Genomic DNA, 17,221 nt, shown 5'->3' with positions numbered 1-17,221 from the left:
TCAAGGAATCGCCTTGCGCTCGCGGAACTCATCGAAGAGACGCAGGAACATGTCGGTGCTATCGACGACATCATGAAAGCCAGCCTGCCGGATCTTGGTCGTGCTGGAGATCACGTCCCAGTCGCAGCGAAAGATGAAGTCGCCGAAGCCCCATGCGGCAACATGCTCGTAGGGAATATCGACGAGATCGTATTTCTTCACCATGCGCTCCCACAGTGGCCCCTTGTCGGCCATGTAGTCGCGCAGGCTGATGGTCTGCGGTTCGGCGAGCGGCATGTCGAGATGATCGGCAATGGCGGGCCATAGCTGGTCCCAGCGGAATACGTCGCCGTTCGTGAGGTTATAGCTCTCGCCGCCGGGCGCGTCGGTCGCCGCCCACACGGACCCGCGTGCGAGCTGCGCGGCATCGGTGACTTGCGCGAGCTTGCCGTAGCACGTCGCGGTGCCGGGAAAGCGCAGCGGCAGTCCGAGCTCCTTGCTGATCGCGGCATACACGGCGATGACCATGGACAGATTCATCGGATTGCCGAGCGCGAAGCCGCACACCACGTCCGGGCGAAGCACGACCGCATCCCAGGCCTTGCCCGCCGCTTCCTCGACGAGCCAGTCTTCCATGTCGTAGTAAAAGTTCGGCGGCATGTGTCGTGGATCGTCTTCGCGCGCGGGCGTCTTGAAGCGGCCGAGGTGCGCGCCGTAATACTTCGCGCCCTCGTATAACACGACGCGCTGGAGCGCCGGCGAACTGGCGGCTACGACGCTCACCAGATTGCGCAACATGCCGAGGTTCACGTCGATGAGCGCTTGCGGCGTGGGCTTTTCCTGATAGGCGGCGTGAAAAATGTGCGTGACGTCGCCGAGCCCGCCGAGCTTCGCGCGCACGTCCTCGGGATCGAGCAGATCGACGGCAATGTGCTCGCCCGGTTGCGCTCGATCGGGCGTGCGTCTTGACAGACCGATGACGTCCCAATCCGGCAGCGACGCGAGATGATCGACGAGTTGACGTCCGATCACGCCGACGCCGCCCGCCACAAGTGCTTTATAGCGTTTCATGCCTGGCCCTGAATGTGAAGTGCTTGGCGTTTGCACAGCAATCGCCGCACCAAGGGCCGGCTCCTCACTTCAACGCAGAATTAAGTCAGCGCCTGATTCGCCGCCAACGCCCGCGCCCTCAAGCGGTTGATGCTTGCGAAAAGCAACACGGCGAAGACGATCAGCATCGTCGCGACGGCGAGGATAGAGGGATCGATGGCGTCGCGAATCCCGCTCCACATCTGACGCGGGACTGTCTTCTGATCCGGCCCGCCGATAAAGAGGATCACGATGACCTCGTCGAACGACGTCGCGAACGCGAACACGCTTCCTGTCGCGACGGCTGGCGTGATGAGCGGCAACGTGACGCGACGAAACGCGATCCAGGGCGGGGCGCCGAGGCCCGATGCGGCCCGCAACAGGCTTTGATCGAAGGACAGCAACGACGCCGTCACCGTGATGACGACGAACGGCGTGCCGAGCGCGGCATGCGCGAGCACGACGCCGGGATACGAATTCACGAGCCCCAGCGGCGCGAAGATCAGATAGAAGCCTGCCGCGACCACCACGATAGGCACGATCATCGGCGAGATCAGGATGGGCATGATGACCGAGCGCAGCGGGAACTGCGAGCGCGACAAGCCGAGCGCCGCGAGCGTGCCGAGACATGTGGCGATGAAAGTCGACGCCGCGCCGATGCCGATGCTGTTCAACAGCGCGCGCTGCCAGTCGCCGCTCGTCAGCGCCTTTTCGTACCAGCGGAACGAGAAGCCCTCCATCGGATAGGAAAAGTAGGATCCCGAATTAAACGACAACGGGATGATGGCGAGGATCGGCGCGATCAGAAAGAACAGGACAAGCGCGGTGTGCAGGCGCACCCAGCCCGCAGCGATGCGTTCCGTCAGCACCGTGTTGCGTTTGTCTTGCATGAGATTTCCTCCGGATGGGTCGAATCAACCGAAGCGCAGCCGGTCGATGCCGACGATGCGGTTGAACAGGAAATAGAACACCGCCGTGAATATCACGAGGTAGGCCGACAGCGCGCCCGCGAGACCCCAATTCAGTTGCGTGTTCGTTTGAATAGCGATGAGCTGGCTGATCATCTCGTCGCCGGCGCCGCCGAGCAGCGCGGGGGTAATGTAGTAACCGAGCGCGAGCACGAAGACGAGAAAGCATCCCGCGCCGACGCCGGGCAATGTCTGCGGCACATACACGCGAACGAACGCCGTGAACGGATGCGCGCCGAGCGACTTGGCGGCGCGCATATAAACGGGCGACACGCTCTTCATCACCGAGTAGATCGCGAGGATCATGTAGGGCAAGAGGACATGCGTCATGCCGATCAGCACGCCCGTGCGATTGAAGATGAGCGGGACCGGATGCGTCGCGAGTCCAAGTCCGGACAGCACGCTGTTGATGACGCCGCCCGGTTGAAGCAGCACGTACCACGCGGTGGTGCGCACGAGCAGAGAAGTCCAGAACGGCACGATCACGAAGAGCATCAGCCGGTTGCTGGTTTTCGCGGGCACATTCGCGAGCAGCCAGGCAACCGGATAGCCGAGCACGAGGCACAGCAGGGTGACCGTCGCGCTGATGGATACCGTGCGGGCGAAGGCTTCGCGATAGACGGACGCATTCGCCGGCATCGACGCGATTGTTCCTTGCGGCGTGACCTGCGCATCGACGGCGGCGAGCAGATAGTCGGGCGTCGGCGATTGCGCGGCACGCTTGAGCAAACGCCAGACTTCCGGTGAATCCCAGCGCTCGTCGATATCGATCAACGCGGGCTTCCATGCTTTCGACGTGTCGTCATGGAGCTTGCGGGCGGTGCGCATCAACAAGCTGCGAAACTCGGGCTGCGCGAAGTTGAGACGCCGCGCGATGGTGCCGAGCTGGCCGCTTTCCTGGGCTTCCTTTAATCCGGATGCGAGGAGGGCGAAGGTATGTTCATCTGGTACGCGCTGACCGTCCCATGCGTTCAATGCGCGCGCGAGCGCAGGCATGCCGTCCGGCACTTCGTGGTTCTGCGCGCTGCGCGCGAGCAACAGCGCAATGGGCGCGATGAAGGTAGACAACAGAAATACGATCAGCGGCAACGCGAGCAGAAGCGCCCGCACCGAGGCGCGTCGTTGCGCCTTGTTGTACGACGCGCGGCCTTCGGCGCTTGCGTGCGAGCCGGCGGTCGTCGCGTGAATCGATGCGGGCATGTTCGTCCTCTCGTATGCCTTGGCCGCTTATTGCGTCAGCCAGACCTGAAAGCGCTTGTTGATGGCGTCGGCGTTGTCGGCCCAGAAGTTCGCGTTGATCTGCACGGCGCGCTTGAAGTTCGCGGGCGCGGTCGGCATGTCGGCGAGACGCTGCTTGTCGACAAGCGCGACGGCTTCCTTGCGCGGCGGCGCATAGGCGATGTACTTCGAGAGATCCGCCGATGCCTTCGGCTGCGCCTGGGACACGATGAACTTCGCGGCCATGTCGGCGTTCTTCGCGCCGGTCGGAATGGCCCACCATTCGAAGTCGTAGACCTGCGCGTCCCACACGGACTTGAACGGCTTGTGATCCTTCCTCACGGCATCGTCGATGCGGCCGTTATAGGCTTGCACCATCACGACGGCGCCGTCGGCGAGCAGCTGCGGCGCCTGAGCGCCCGACTCCCACCACACGATGTCCTTTTTGATGGTGTCGAGCTTCTTGAACGCGCGATCGACGCCCGCGGGCGTGCCGAGCACCTTGTACACATCCTTGGCATCGACGCCATCGGCTATCAGCGCCCACTCCAGCGTCACCTTGGGCGACTTGCGCAGGCCGCGCTTGCCGGGAAATTTCTGCGTGTCGAAGAAGTCGTTGACGGTGGAAGGCGCGCTCTTCAGCTTGCTCGTGTCATACGCATAGACCGTCGACCAGACCATGCTCGCGACCGCGCAATCGCTGAGCGATCCGGGAATGAAGTCGCTGGTATTGCCGAGTGACTTCTTGTCGAACTTCTGGAGCAGCCCTTCGTCGCATCCGGTGATCGCATCGTTGGTTTCGAGGTCGATCAGGTCCCATGTCGTGTTCTTGGCCTGCTCCATCGCGGAGAGTTTGGCGAGGCCGCCGTCATACGATTCGAGCGAGAACTGCGTGCCGGTTGCCTGCGTGAACGGGTCCATCCACGCCTTCTTGGCCGCGGCTTCGAAAGCGCCGCCGAACGTGACCACATGCAGCGTTTCCGCCGCCTGCGATGTCATGGTGCCGAAGGCGAGTAGGGCGAGTGCGGCGCATTGTGCTTTGAATTGAGTGCGCATGTCAGTTGGCTCCTGCGGGTGCGGTCGTGATGAGGGAAGGGGTTGGCGAGGTGGGGGAAGTGGTCGCGCTCGCGCGAGGCGGGGCGCTCATCGCGAGAATCTTGCAGTCGTCGTGACGCCATGCGACATCGATCATGTCCCCGGATGACGGCAAGGCGTGACGCTGAGTATTCGGCAGCTTGACGACGATCGCGTCGTGCGAGCCGAGCGTCAGATGCACGCGATGATGATCGCCGCAATACACGAGTTCGTTCACGCGGGCGCGAACGACATTGTCGTGCTGGTCGAGATGCATGCCTTCCGCGCTCGGAATATGCGCGCGCTCAGGGCGCAGCGCGAGCATGGCTTCGTCGCCGACGCGCAGGCCGGACTCGCATCGGCCGCGAATGATGCTGCCGTCGGAAAGCGCGAATGTCGCCCATGAGCCGTCGCAAGTCGTGACGCGTCCCGTCAGGCCATTGTTCTCGCCGACGAAGTTCGCGACGAACGCGTTCTGCGCGTTCTCATAGAGCTCGCTCGGCGTGGCCACTTGCTGAATGCGTCCGTCTGAGAACACGGCGACGCGGTCGGACATGGTCAGCGCCTCGGCCTGATCGTGCGTCACATAGACGATGGTCAGCGATAACTCGCGATGCAGCCGCATGATTTCGTACTGCATGGTCTCGCGAAGGCGCTTGTCGAGCGCGCCGAGCGGTTCGTCCATCAGCACGACGCTCGGCTCGAATACGAGCGCGCGCGCCAGCGCAACGCGCTGCTGTTGCCCGCCCGAAAGCTGTGCCGGCCGCCTGTTGGCCAGATGCGGCAATTCCACCATCTCGAGCGCGCGCTTCACGCGTGTCTTCTGCTCCGCACGGCTCACGCGCCGCACCGAGAGCGGGAACGCGACGTTCTCGGCAATCGTCAGATGCGGAAAGAGCGCGTAATTCTGAAACACCATGCCGATATCGCGCCGATGCGGCGGCTTGTCGTCGAGGCGCTTGCCATCGAGCCGGATCTCGCCCTGCGTGGGCGACTCGAAACCGGCGAGCATCATCAGCGTGGTGGTCTTGCCCGAACCGGACGGCCCGAGCAGCGACACGAATTCCCCCTTGCGTACGTCGAGGTTCAAGCCGTCGACAACGTAATTCGCGCCGTCGTACGATTTGCTCACGCCCGAGAATGAGATGAAGGAAGGGTTCGACATCGTGATCGCGTCCTGTCGTTCTTACTGCGTTTTCAGCTTGCCCGCGAGATATCGCGCGAAGTCATGGTTGGGCCGTTCGAGATGGCTCAGATGTCCCGGCTTCGCCAACGGCGCATGCACGCCGCGAAACACGGCTTGCACGCCGCGCTTGTCTTCGGCGTTCACTTCGTCGAGCAATTTCTTGAGCGTTGCCATGTGCGCGTTGGCTTCGGGATCGGCGATGAATTCCGGCGCGAGTCCGCCGCCGAAGCGGATATGCACGCGGCCGACGCCCTCCGGTTGCAGCACGAGATACCAGAAGTAGCCGGGAGTCAACGTCACGAGATGCGTCGGATAAATGGCGAGCAGCGCGGTGGTCTTGCGCCAGTGCCCCGACAAGCGCGTGTTGTCCGGGTGCGCATTACCAATGGGCAACGAAGCTTCTTTCGTAATCCAGTGATAATTGAACGCCGCATGACCCGGCGGACATTCCATCTCTTCGAGCCGCGAGTGCGGACCTACCGTCGCGCGATGCAGCATCGGCAAGTGATAGCTCTCCATGAAGTTCTCAGCGAGAATCTTCCAGTTGGTGTCCCACACGTGCTCTTCATAGAACGTTTCGATGTAGTCGGTCATGCCGTACGACTGGATCAACGTGTCCAGCTCGGCGAGTTGCTTGCCGACGGGTGGCGCGTTCGCATCGAGCGTCACATAGATCCAGCCTTGCCATTCTTCGCATCGCACGGCGGGCAGCTTATAGCTTTCCTTGCAGAAGCCTTCCTGTCGGTCCATCAGCGGCGCGCCTTTCAACGCGCCATCGAGCGAATAGTTCCACGCGTGATAAGGACACACGATGCGTCGCACATTGCCGCGTCCTTCGAGCAATATCGACATGCGATGCAGGCACACGTTGGACATCGCCTTGAGCTTCATCTGCTCGTCGCGCAAGACAACTACCGGCTGCGCGGCGATGCGCGCGGTGAGGTAGTCGCCCGGCGCTTTCAATGCGCTCGCGCGCCCGACGCACTGCCACTCGCGCGAGAAGATGCGCTCTTCTTCGAGCGCGAGAAAGTCGGCCGACGTATAGACGCCGGGCGGCATCGCATGGGCGTCGCTGAACGGGCGGTCGCATCCATCGCGCAATGCGTTCATCAGCTCGTTCAGGTGGGCCATGACGATTACCTCCTCGTGCAGTGAGCGGGAGCGCCTCTTCTTTTATCAGGCACTCGGCATGGACTCAATCTATCAAGCCAATATGCCAGTCAAAATATTGTTTTCGGATACAGCGCAAAGCTTTTTCCTATACAACAGGCATCAAGTGTCGATACGCAGTCGCCGTATGTAGTTCTCGCAGAACGCCGTGAAGCGGTGCACCACCTGGCGCGGCTTCATGGTGCGAGATTGCGCGACGCCGAGCATTGTCGCGTTCACGTTGTCTTTGAAACGCTTAATGACGAACTCCTCGCCGTCCACGGTACGGTTCGATTTGAGCGGGAAGTTGAGGAGGCTATAGCCGAGGCCGTTCGCCACCATCCCTCGCACCACTTCCGGCTGCGACGAGCGAAACGCCGGCACCGGCCGGTTGCCGACTGCATCGAAGAGCGCGGCGAAATATTCCCGGCTATGCGGCAGGTCCAGCATGACATAAGGCTCGGGCAGCAGATCGGCCAGCGAGATCTTCCGGGCGCGCGCAAGGCGATGCGTGCGCGGCAGGATTGCATAAGGCGGCAACGACAAGAGCGGCGTGAAGGCAATGTCTTCGGTGAGATCGAGGCTATAGGTGAGCGCAAGATCGATCGAGCCGTCGTGCAGTCCGCGCAGCAGGGCGTCCTGGTGACCTTCGACCGTGCGAAATGCGATGCCCGCGTGATCGGCCGTGAAGCGGCTGATGAGGCCCGGCATCAGCGGCGGCGCGAGCGAAACGAGGCAGCCGAGCGCGATGGAACCCGTCATGCCGCCATCGAGTTCCTTGGCGGCCATCTGCAGTTCTTCCGCGATCTTCAGCAGATTGCGGGCTTGCCCGAGCAGATCGCGTCCGGCCTGCGTCAGCGACAAACCGCTAGCGTGATGCCGGATGAAAAGCTGAACCCCGAAGGACACTTCGAGGTCCGCCAGCGCGGTGGAAATGGAAGGCTGCGAGATATGCAGCTTTCTGGCCGCAGCAGTGAAGGACAGGGCCTCCGCCGCCACCACGAAGTAGCGCAACTGCCGCAGCGAATACCGTAACGGATGACTTTCCATTGCGACGATCTGACCTGTTTCGAGCCGAACTGCATTGAAGTGTGCAGTGGACAAAAATGGCTGCATAGGTAAATCCCATGCTATGCATTTTTTGAAAATATTTTATTGATCCCGTCGCGACGCGTAGATTCAGTCGGCATCGGAACGGCCATACGAGCCTCTCGGAAGGACACAGCCATGACAGCGGAAACTACTTCGATCGACACGCTCGTGGTCGGCGCAGGCCAGGCCGGCGTCGCGATGAGCGAACATCTGAGCCGGCACGGCGTGCCGCATCTCGTGCTGGAACGCGCGCGCATCGCGGAGCGCTGGCGCACGGGCCGATGGGACTCGCTCGTGGCAAACGGGCCTGCGTGGCATGATCGCTTTCCCAATCTCGAGTTTGCGCAGACGGCACCCGACGACTTTGCGCCGAAAGAGGAAATCGCGGACTATTTCGTCGCCTATGCGGAAAAATTCGATGCGCCCATTCGCACCGGCGTCGAAGTGAAGAAGGTCGTGCGCAACACGGGGCGTCCGGGCTTTACCGTCGAGACGTCTAATGGCGTGATCGAAGCAAAGCGCGTGGTCGTCGCGACCGGGCCGTTTCAGAAGCCCGTGATTCCGCCGATCGCCCCGCAGGACGCTTCGCTCACGCAGATTCATTCCGCCGACTACCGCAATCCGCAGCAATTGCCCGCAGGCGGCGTGCTGGTCGTGGGCGCGGGATCGTCGGGCGTGCAGATCGCCGATGAATTGCAGCGTGCGGGGCGCCGCGTCTATCTGTCGGTGGGCGCGCACGATCGTCCGCCGCGCGCTTATCGCGGCCGCGACTTCTGCTGGTGGCTCGGCGTGCTCGGCGAGTGGGACGCCGAAGTCATGAAGCCGGGCCGCGAACATGTGACGATTGCGGTAAGCGGCGCGCGCGGCGGGCAAACCGTCGACTTTCGCCGGCTTGCGCATCAGGGCATCACGCTCGTCGGTCTGACGAAAGCGTTCGAGAGCGGCGTGGCTCGCTTCAACGACGATCTCGCAGAGAACATCGCACGCGGCGATCAAAACTATCTCTCGCTGCTCGATGCCGCCGACATGTACGCCGCCCGCAATGGCCTCGATCTTCCCGCTGAACCGGAAGCGCGCATGATCCCGCCCGATCCGGACTGCGTCACCAATCCGCTGCTCGAACTCAATCTGGCGCAAGCAGGCGTAAGCTCGATCATCTGGGCGACGGGCTATGCGACCGATTTCAGCTGGCTGCAGGTCGATGCCTTCGACGAGAACGGCAAGCCGAAGCACCAGCGCGGGGTATCGAAAGAACCGGGTGTCTATTTTCTCGGCTTGCCGTGGCTCTCGCGACGCGGCTCGGCGTTCATCTGGGGCGTGTGGCACGACGCGAAACACGTCGCGGATCACATCCTCACGCAACGCAAATATCAGGCGTATTACGACTCGCCGCATAGCCACGCGCGCGAGCCTCGCAGCGAAGAAAGCACGCAAGCCCACTGAACCGAATCAGGTGAACCGATGAGTCAACCGACGCATACCCGTATCCGCATGTTCAACACGAAGGATACGTATCCGAATCAGACACTCGACAACGATCTTTGCCAGGCCGTGCGCGCGGGCAATACTGTTTATGTTCGCGGGCAAGTGGGCACGGATTTCGAAGGCAATCTCGTCGGTCTCGGCGATGCACGCGCGCAGGCCGAACAGGCGATGAAGAACGTGAAGCAGTTGCTCGAAGAAGCGGGCAGCGACCTTTCGCACATCGTGAAGACGACGACGTACCTGACCGACGTGCGTTATCGCGAGCCGGTGTACAGGGAAGTCGGCAAGTGGCTCAAGGGCGTCTTTCCCATTTCGACGGGGCTGACCGTGGTTGCGTTGGGGCAGCCGCAATGGCTTATGGAGATCGACGTGATCGCCGTGATCCCCGATGGATGGACACCCGAAGCGTAAAGGAAACCTAATGACTTTCTCTATCGTCGGTCGGTGTGACAAGACGGGACAGCTCGGCATTGCGATCAGTTCGTCGAGCATCGCAGTCGGCGCGCGTTGTCCGTGGCTGCGCGCGGGCGTCGGCGCCGTCGCGACGCAAAACGTCACGCTGCCCGCGCTCGGTCCGCAAATTCTTGAGCTTCTGGCGGACAAGCGGCTCGCGCCAGCGGAGGCCCTGCAACAGGCGCTCCATGCGAACGAATGGCGCGAGTACCGGCAGGTCACGGTCATCGACGCGCAAGGGCGCACTGCGCTTTTCAGCGGCAAGGAAGCGCTCGGCACGCATCACGCAGTGGCGGGCGATCAATGCGTCGCGGCGGGCAACATGCTGGCGGGCACGCATGTCATTGACGCGATGCCGCCCGCATTCACGCAAGCCGACGGGCTGCTCGCGGATCGCTTGCTGGCGGCCATGCAAGCGGCCATGGCTGCAGGCGGCGAGGCGGGGCCTGTGCATTCGGCCGCGCTGAAAATCGTGAGCGATCTGAGCTGGCCGCTCATCGATCTGCGCGTGGACTGGGCCGACGACGACCCCATCGGCAAGCTCCGGGACTTGTGGACCGCCTACGCGCCGCAGATGAACGATTACGTGACGCGCGCACTGAATCCGACCGCTGCGCCGAGTTATGGAGTGCCGGGCGATGAATGAGATGCGAAGCCGTGCGCTGCTCAAAAAGCTGATCGGCTTCGCGACCGTCAGCCGCGATTCGAATCTCGCGCTGATCGAGTTCGTTCGCGATTATCTTGCGCAACATGGCGTCGAGTGCGAGCTCTTTCATAACGACGAGCGCACCAAGGCGAGTCTCTTTGCCACGATCGGCCCGCGCGATCGCGGCGGCATTGCGTTGTCGGGACATACCGATGTCGTGCCCGTCGATGGTCAAGCCTGGACCGTCGATCCGTTCGCACTCGTCGAGAAAGAAGGGCGTCTCTATGGACGCGGCACGGCGGACATGAAGGGCTATCTCGCGTCGGTGCTCGCAGCGGTGCCGACGTTTATTGAACGCGATCTGAAGATGCCCGTGCATCTGGCATTTTCATATGACGAAGAGATCGGATGCCTGGGCGTGCGTCCGATGCTCGCGCAACTCGCTCATCGGGAACACAAGCCGGTGCTGTGTCTCATCGGCGAGCCGACGGAACTCAAGCCGGTACTCGGACACAAGGGCAAGCTCGCCATGCGCTGCTGCGTGAAGGGCGCGCCGTGTCATTCCGCGTACGCGCCGTACGGCGTCAACGCCATTCAGTACGCGGCGCGCCTGATCAATCATCTCGACGAGATCGGTGAAGAACTCGCGCAGCCCGAGCATCGCGACGAACGGTTCGATCCGCCTTACTCGACAGTGCAGACCGGCGTCATCAAGGGCGGCCGCGCGCTCAACATCGTGCCGGCCGAATGCGATTTCGACTTCGAAGTGCGCGCGTTGCCCGGCTTCGATGCCAACGAGGTCGCGCAACGCCTGCAAAGCTATGCCGAGTCCACGCTGCTGCCGAAGATGCGCGCCGTGAAACCCGATACCGGTATCAGTTTGCAGCCGTTGTCGGCTTATCCGGGCCTCGCCACGCCGCCTGACAGCGAAGCCGCGCGGCTTCTTGCGCTGATCGCCGGATCGACGGAATTCGGCACGGTCGCGTTCGGCACTGAAGGCGGCCTTTTCGAGCAGGCCGGTATTCCGACCGTCGTTTGCGGCCCCGGCAGCATGGATCAGGGGCATAAGCCCGATGAGTTCGTCACGGTTGAGCAGTTGCGCGACTGCGATGCCCTGCTGCTGCGCCTTGCCGATTACCTTTCGAATTAGAAGCGGCTCGGTGGATCAAGGCTGTATGCAGGTCCGTGTCTTGCTTCGGCACGTTGCGTCGCTTGCTCAAGCCACGCCTCTTTGATGGCGGTAGCGGCGAGTCACTCAGGAACATGCATCGAGCGTTGAACGCTATGCAACGCAAAGCCTCGCGTCGCATACGCTCGATCTCTCACTACCGGGTACGAAAAAGACGATATGAAAATGAAAGCATCGATGTTGGTCGCCACCGTTCTTGCGGCGGCAACCGTGGGCCAGGCGCAAGCCGCAGGATGCCTGAAGGGCGCAGCAGTGGGTGGTGTCGGCGGACATTTCGTAGGAAAGGGCCATGCGGCGCTGGGCGCGGCCGGCGGTTGTCTTGTCGGTCGACACATGGCTAACAAGAAGGCCAAGGAGGACGCGGCTTCCCGGACGCAGGCGCAGGCCGCGGCGCAGGATCAATCCAACGCGCAAGCCGCGAGGTCTCCGCAGTAAGGATCGAGCGCGGTTCGTCAGCCGTCTATTGGTCGACGCAGGGGGCTTGCTGCGTAGGCCGTAAGCGTTCTTGCTCCGCGGCGCTATCGGCTTCAAGCGATAGCGCGTTTTCATGCACGGGCCACGCATGAAGACTCTTTCATCGCTTCGCCGAAGTGCGTCGAATCGAGCACACGACTTCGCGAGGCGTTGATCGCGCCGCATGCAAAGCGGCGCGTGTCATCGCGCGAACTCACACGCGAGCGCTGTCGCGCGACCGCTTCTGCATGATCTCAGACGTCTATCAATGCGCTGTTTCTCTGCGGCCGGCTTTCGAATAATTCTGCGGCGCCGAGCAAGTGTCCCAGTTCACCGCAGCGATCGGCCAGCGCATCTCTAATGGTCTGCGCAAGCGGTAGTTCCTGCGCGAACTGGGCTTGCTCGCGGCCATAGATCACGTGCAGCAGAGAAAGCATGCCCGTCAGCGAAGCGGTCTGAGCGAATGCGGTGTCCGAAGGGCGTTGTCGCAAAGCGGCCTGCATCATGAAAGACGCGCGCTGACTGGCAAGTGCGATCACCGGGTCGCGACCGAGGTCGCCGGAATCCGGATGGTTGTAGAGCAACAGGCTGCACCATTCGAATAGTCGCGTCGTGCCGGTGACAGCCAGCGCATGATGCAAAGACGTGATCGCGGCTTGCTTGAGATTGGCGCTCGCCGAGCAGTTCGCGAGCCGCATCAGTTGCGCGACGAGCACGGGCATGCCCGACAGCGCATTGACGATGCGCTGATCCGGTGCATCGTTGATCAGAAGGTTCAGCACTGCGAGTAGCTGTGAGACATCGGGGACGATCCGGCGGGCCCGCAGAAGCTGCGGCCGGCTGAAATAGAAACCCTGAACCAGATCGCAACCCGCGTCCAGGGCGGCCTGCAACTGCTGATGATCATCCACTTTCTCTGCCACGACTATCTTGCCCGCGCGCTTCAGATCGCGGACCATCGCTTTCGCTGCAGCGGCGTCGATGGCGGGCCACTCCAGCTTCACGATATCCACGGCAGGCAGAAACGCTTCGATCTGCGGGGTGATCGCCACCACGTCGTCGATCGCAACGCGGAACCCGGCACGGCGCAGCGCGATGCAACGCTTCTTCAACGCGTCGTCCAGTTCGCATGTCTCGAGCACTTCGAGGACGAAGTGCTGGCTCGGAAGCATTTGCGGCAGCGCGGAATGCAGAAAGTCGGCCGTGCAGTTGAGATAGCCGTCGAGACCATCCAGCACGGTGGTAAGCCCTAGCGCGCCAACGGTCCGCTCCACGACCTCGGCCGTGCATCTAAAGCCATCGCTGATATTCGCCACGCCGCTATCGCCATCCCTGAACAGGAGTTCATAGGCCGCCAGGCGGCCCGCCCGGTCGACGATGGGTTGCCGCGCGACGCATGTCATTGCAAGGCTGGTATCGCCCGTCTGCGCACTGCGGCTCATGACTGAGTCTCCTTATTGTTGGAATTGTCGCTGTTCGTGGCCTGGGCAATCGCCGCAGTCGAACGCGTTAACGGTGAGCTGCGGGAGAACTTGAGTCGAGATTTGCAGGATTCGCTGCATAGGTCGTCAGGACACGCAGCACGGCAAAGGTGAGATTAACGTCAGCGCGTCCTTGAACGTCGACGTACGAGACGAAGACTGTTGGCGAGCCGACGGCTCAAGCCCCGACTAACTAATCGCCCGTGCCGCTCTCACGCCTCTATTGAGCACAGTGCCGACAAAAACGTCCGATCGGTCACTTATCCCTTCTGAGCACGGCAATAGAGAGTGGCGTGAGCAAAATGACTGAATTGTCCGACCGCGCTGCCGATAAGCATTGACGCTCTTATTCGATTAGCGGCAGCACGCGCGACTGCCGTATCGCATTCCTCACGCGCCACAACCAAAGCACGATGAACAACCTCTCAATTCGGGCGCGGCTTGCGCTCACCATGGCTTTCCTCGGTTTGATGCTGACTCTTTCAGTGGGCTTCGGGCTGTACGGTATCAGCGCGATTCACGCATCGGCGAGAGACGTCGCCGAAAATTCGCTTCCAGCCGTCAACGCACTCGGCATATCGAGCAATTTCACCGCGCGGGCAAGGCTGTCGCTCGACCGTTACGCGTTGGACCCCACCGCGCCCGACGCCAGCGGACTGCGGGCACGCGCGGATGGATTCATGCGCCAGGCCGACGAGTGGTACAACAAGTACAACGCCATTCCTCGCGGAGCCGACGAGGACGCACTGGCAAAGGACGTCGTCTCCACTCGCGCCCAGATGCGCGAAGTCATCGAGAAGTTCGGCGCAGCAATCGAAGCGGGCGATAAGGAGAATGTCTCTCGCCTCGCGCTCAAAGATTTGCCCGCCGCCTATAACCGGTGTGTCGAAGCGTTCGACAAGCTGAAGTCTTTCCAGCTTGCCGACGCCGTCCGCCAGGAAGCGGAAAACGACGCGCACGCATCGACGTTGCGCACGCTCGGGGTGCTGGCGCTGCTCGCTGGCATCGCTGCCGCAGCGTTCGGCTGGTTCCTGCTGCGCCGGGCCATCATGACGCCGCTTGCAGAAGCGCTGAAGCACTTCGAACACATTTCCACTGGCGATCTCACGCATGACGTGTCCATCAAGACGCACGACGAGATGGGGCAGTTGCTCGCGGGCGTCGCCACGATGAAGGACAAGTTGGCCGCCACGGTCGGAACGGTTCGGTCGAGCAGCGAAGCAATCGCGAGCGCCAGCAAGCAGATTGCGACCGGCAATACGGACTTGTCGTCGCGTACCGAGGAGCAAGCGGCCTCGCTTCAGGAAACCGCCGCGAGCATGGAAGAACTGACCACGACGGTCAAGCAGAATTCAGAAAACGCCACGCAGGCGAGCAGCCTCGCCGATGACGCCAACGCCGTCGCCAACGAGGGCAGCGCCATTGTCGGTCGGGTCGTCGAGACCATGGCGGGCATCGAAGAGAGTTCGGCGAAGATCGCCGAGATCATCGGCATGATCGAGGGCATCGCGTTTCAGACCAATATTCTCGCGCTGAATGCGGCCGTCGAAGCCGCGCGGGCGGGAGAACAAGGCCGGGGCTTCGCGGTGGTGGCGAGTGAAGTGCGCAGCCTCGCGCAGCGCTCGTCGGCTGCCGCTAAGGAGATCAAGGAGCTGATCGAGACGTCCGGCAGCCGTGTTCAGGCGGGAACGGAGCTCGTGGCGAGGGCGGGAGACACGATGCAGCGCGTCGGCACCGCCATTCAGCGCGTCACCGACATCATGGGCGACATTGCATCCGCGTCGCATGAGCAGAGCCGCGGCATCGAGCAAGTGAATCAAGCCATCTCACAGATGGACGAGGTCACGCAGCAGAACGCTGCGCTCGTAGAGGAAGCGGCGGCAGCGGCGGGTTCGATGGAAGATCAGGCGAAGCAATTGAGCGCAGCGGTTGCTGTGTTCCGCACGGCGCACGCGCTCGCCGGGGCAACGACGGCATCCATCGACCGCGAACGAAGGCCGACGACGCGACCTGCGCCGGTCAAGAAAGCGCCGGTCGTCGCGCGCGCGGTGAAGCCATCGGTCGCTGCTGCGGCAGTGTCGAGTTCCGCGACTGACGGAGACTGGTCGACGTTCTGAGGTTACGCGGTGTACGGGTAAAGCGAGCACGCCGTCGACTGAAGGACATCGATGGCGCCTTCGCGTAAGAGGCGGCTTTCGCGTATTGCTTCGAACCAGATGAATTCACGCGATCGAATAGCAGTTCGCTCGACGGCTTGCGAGCGCCGGAATTCATCGAAACGCTCGCGCGACAACCAAGTTATGGATACGGTAGACAACCATTCCGCTTTCGACGACGACTCGCTCAGAGACGAGGCACGCGCGTTGAGTCTTAGCATCGAGATCATTCGTCGAGCTCGTGGACGAAGGAACCCGCGCGACTGCCGCCCGGGTACCGACGAGTGGACTCGTGTCTCGCTCGAATTCGTGCGCGATTTGCGCTGGGCATTGGGCCTGGCCGACGACGAGACCTCGCACCCTCCAGGCACTGAGAATTGATCCGGCGATGGCCGATTCGTCACTATGCCCACGCATCCACGGGTAAAGGTTTCGACGCAGGCACCGTTAAGCGAAGCACAAGCCAGCGAGAGACCAAACCATAATGACTCGTAAGAACGACAGCGCAGACAAGCCCGGTCGAATGAATGTCCCGCGTGCAACGAACCTTAGTCACTGCGCGCCATCGGACGTCAATACAGCCAAAGTCGGATTCATCAAAATGCTATTGAAAGCCGGTGCCTACAGACTCGATTCCGCCGCTATAGCCAACCGGATGCTGAGTAGCATACGGCAGAGGCTGTCGACGGCATCACGCTGAAAAGAGCCGGGAAGCAGGGAGACACGGCCAACGTGCGCCGGCTCGCACGGCCAACGCGTAGCCGGAGCGCCGGGAATCTGCGGATGGCAGCCTCGTCCTGATCCGGCGATAATGACCATCATTCGACGAATCCGGAAGCGTGAAGATGGAAAAGGCCGAGTGGTTTTTCGACGTCGTATCTCCGTTTTCTTATCTGGCTTTTCAACGTCTGGAGGCGTTGCGGGATCGCCTGGACATTCAGCCCGTGCCCATTCTTTTCGCCGCGCTTCTCAAGCATTGGGGCACGCTGGGCCCGGCCGAGCTTCCGTCGAAGCGCATTCACACCTATCAGTTCTGCGTGTGGCTCGCGGGACGCCAGGGCGTCCCGTTCGCGATGCCGCCGCGTCATCCGTTCAATCCGCTTGCCGCACAACGCCTGCTCGTATCGCTGGGCGCGCGCACCGTCGATGTCGGCAAAGCGCTCGGCTTCGTTTTCGCGGACGGGCGCGATCCTGAAGTCGAATTCCAGGCGTTCGCTAACCGACTCGGCGTCGACGATGCGGAACAGCGCGTCGGCTCGGCCGATGTCAAACGGCAACTCAGGGACAACACGCAGCGCGCGATCGATCTCGGCGTGTTCGGCGTGCCGACCTTGATGTTGCGAGATCGGCTGTTCTGGGGAAGCGATGCACTCGAGTGGGCCGAGGACTTCATCTCGCGGCCAGCGCTTTTCGATGAACCGGCGTATGCGGCGGCGGCGCGAACCGAGGTCGGAGTGAGGCGCTTATCGAGCGGGTGAAAGGAAGCGGCGCCATTGCAGTGGACGCGGAGTCGTTCGAAGCACCAGGCATAGACCGCCTTCGCGTCGCATGTGCGCGGGGCCGCGAAAGTCATCGAACCTCTATTCCTCGGCAGCCTTGAAGG

16 protein-coding genes are annotated in these 17,221 nt (G+C 62.1%); 8 read left to right on the top strand and 8 right to left on the bottom strand.

The window, feature by feature from the left end:
• The 7 genes from NCR37_RS26370 to NCR37_RS26340 form a co-directional block, all read right to left on the bottom strand.
• Complete coding sequence (locus NCR37_RS26370) at nt 1–1,050, bottom strand: SDR family oxidoreductase (RefSeq protein WP_250475750.1); 1,050 nt, start codon at nt 1,048–1,050, stop codon at nt 1–3.
• A gap of 80 nt (nt 1,051–1,130) precedes the next feature.
• Nucleotides 1,131–1,958 (bottom strand): ABC transporter permease, encoded by an 828-nt coding sequence (locus NCR37_RS26365; RefSeq protein ID WP_250475749.1) that lies wholly within the window; start codon nt 1,956–1,958, stop codon nt 1,131–1,133.
• A 24-nt stretch (nt 1,959–1,982) separates the two neighbouring features.
• Nucleotides 1,983–3,236: an ABC transporter permease gene (locus tag NCR37_RS26360; RefSeq protein ID WP_250475748.1), complete on the bottom strand. Its 1,254-nt coding sequence runs from the start codon at nt 3,234–3,236 to the stop codon at nt 1,983–1,985.
• 27 nt (nt 3,237–3,263) lie between these two features.
• Nucleotides 3,264–4,310 carry an ABC transporter substrate-binding protein gene (locus NCR37_RS26355; RefSeq protein WP_250475747.1) on the bottom strand — a complete coding sequence of 349 codons (1,047 nt, stop codon included), beginning with the start codon at nt 4,308–4,310 and terminating at the stop codon, nt 3,264–3,266.
• Between the two features lies 1 nt (nt 4,311).
• Nucleotides 4,312–5,493 (bottom strand): ABC transporter ATP-binding protein, encoded by a 1,182-nt coding sequence (locus tag NCR37_RS26350; RefSeq protein WP_250475746.1) that lies wholly within the window; start codon nt 5,491–5,493, stop codon nt 4,312–4,314.
• Nucleotides 5,494–5,514: 21 nt separating this feature from the next.
• Entirely contained in the window at nt 5,515–6,645 is a 1,131-nt protein-coding gene (locus tag NCR37_RS26345; RefSeq protein ID WP_250475745.1) for an SRPBCC family protein, read from the bottom strand.
• A gap of 141 nt (nt 6,646–6,786) precedes the next feature.
• The gene (locus NCR37_RS26340) at nt 6,787–7,713 is read right to left on the bottom strand and encodes a LysR family transcriptional regulator (RefSeq protein WP_250475744.1); all 927 of its coding nucleotides are present in this window, start codon (nt 7,711–7,713) and stop codon (nt 6,787–6,789) included.
• Nucleotides 7,714–7,890: 177 nt separating this feature from the next.
• Between NCR37_RS26340 and NCR37_RS26335 the strand changes: the two genes are divergently transcribed.
• The 5 genes from NCR37_RS26335 (at nt 7,891) to NCR37_RS26315 (ending at nt 11,963) form a co-directional block, all read left to right on the top strand.
• Nucleotides 7,891–9,198, top strand: coding sequence for a flavin-containing monooxygenase (locus NCR37_RS26335; protein ID WP_250475743.1), 1,308 nt, complete (start codon nt 7,891–7,893; stop codon nt 9,196–9,198).
• 18 nt (nt 9,199–9,216) lie between these two features.
• Nucleotides 9,217–9,651, top strand: a complete 435-nt coding sequence (locus NCR37_RS26330) for a RidA family protein (protein WP_175943322.1) — start codon at nt 9,217–9,219, stop codon at nt 9,649–9,651.
• Between the two features lie 10 nt (nt 9,652–9,661).
• Complete coding sequence (locus NCR37_RS26325; RefSeq protein WP_250475742.1) at nt 9,662–10,339, top strand: DUF1028 domain-containing protein; 678 nt, start codon at nt 9,662–9,664, stop codon at nt 10,337–10,339.
• Entirely contained in the window at nt 10,332–11,489 is a 1,158-nt protein-coding gene (gene argE, locus NCR37_RS26320) for an acetylornithine deacetylase (RefSeq protein ID WP_250475741.1), read from the top strand. The genes NCR37_RS26325 and argE overlap by 8 nt, the downstream gene beginning before the upstream one ends.
• Nucleotides 11,490–11,687: 198 nt before the next feature.
• Nucleotides 11,688–11,963: a hypothetical protein gene (locus NCR37_RS26315; protein WP_502800598.1), complete on the top strand. Its 276-nt coding sequence runs from the start codon at nt 11,688–11,690 to the stop codon at nt 11,961–11,963.
• Nucleotides 11,964–12,235: 272 nt separating this feature from the next.
• On the opposite strand, the gene NCR37_RS26310 is transcribed toward NCR37_RS26315, so the two are convergent.
• Nucleotides 12,236–13,423 (bottom strand): EAL and HDOD domain-containing protein, encoded by a 1,188-nt coding sequence (locus NCR37_RS26310; RefSeq protein WP_250475740.1) that lies wholly within the window; start codon nt 13,421–13,423, stop codon nt 12,236–12,238.
• A gap of 452 nt (nt 13,424–13,875) precedes the next feature.
• Between NCR37_RS26310 and NCR37_RS26305 the strand changes: the two genes are divergently transcribed.
• The 3 genes from NCR37_RS26305 to NCR37_RS26300 all read left to right on the top strand — a co-directional run bounded on the left by NCR37_RS26305 (nt 13,876) and on the right by NCR37_RS26300 (nt 17,096).
• Nucleotides 13,876–15,579 (top strand): methyl-accepting chemotaxis protein, encoded by a 1,704-nt coding sequence (locus NCR37_RS26305; RefSeq protein WP_250475739.1) that lies wholly within the window; start codon nt 13,876–13,878, stop codon nt 15,577–15,579.
• Nucleotides 15,580–16,102: 523 nt separating this feature from the next.
• Nucleotides 16,103–16,318: a flagellar biosynthesis anti-sigma factor FlgM gene (locus NCR37_RS28645; protein WP_350029099.1), complete on the top strand. Its 216-nt coding sequence runs from the start codon at nt 16,103–16,105 to the stop codon at nt 16,316–16,318.
• A gap of 145 nt (nt 16,319–16,463) precedes the next feature.
• Nucleotides 16,464–17,096, top strand: coding sequence for a 2-hydroxychromene-2-carboxylate isomerase (locus tag NCR37_RS26300; protein ID WP_250475738.1), 633 nt, complete (start codon nt 16,464–16,466; stop codon nt 17,094–17,096).
• Nucleotides 17,097–17,221 lie beyond the last annotated feature (125 nt).

Source organism: Caballeronia sp. GAFFF1, from assembly GCF_023630705.1.
Lineage (GTDB): Bacteria > Pseudomonadota > Gammaproteobacteria > Burkholderiales > Burkholderiaceae > Caballeronia.
Note: the sequence above shows the minus strand (reverse complement) of the source record. Positions and strands in the feature narration are given on the sequence as shown.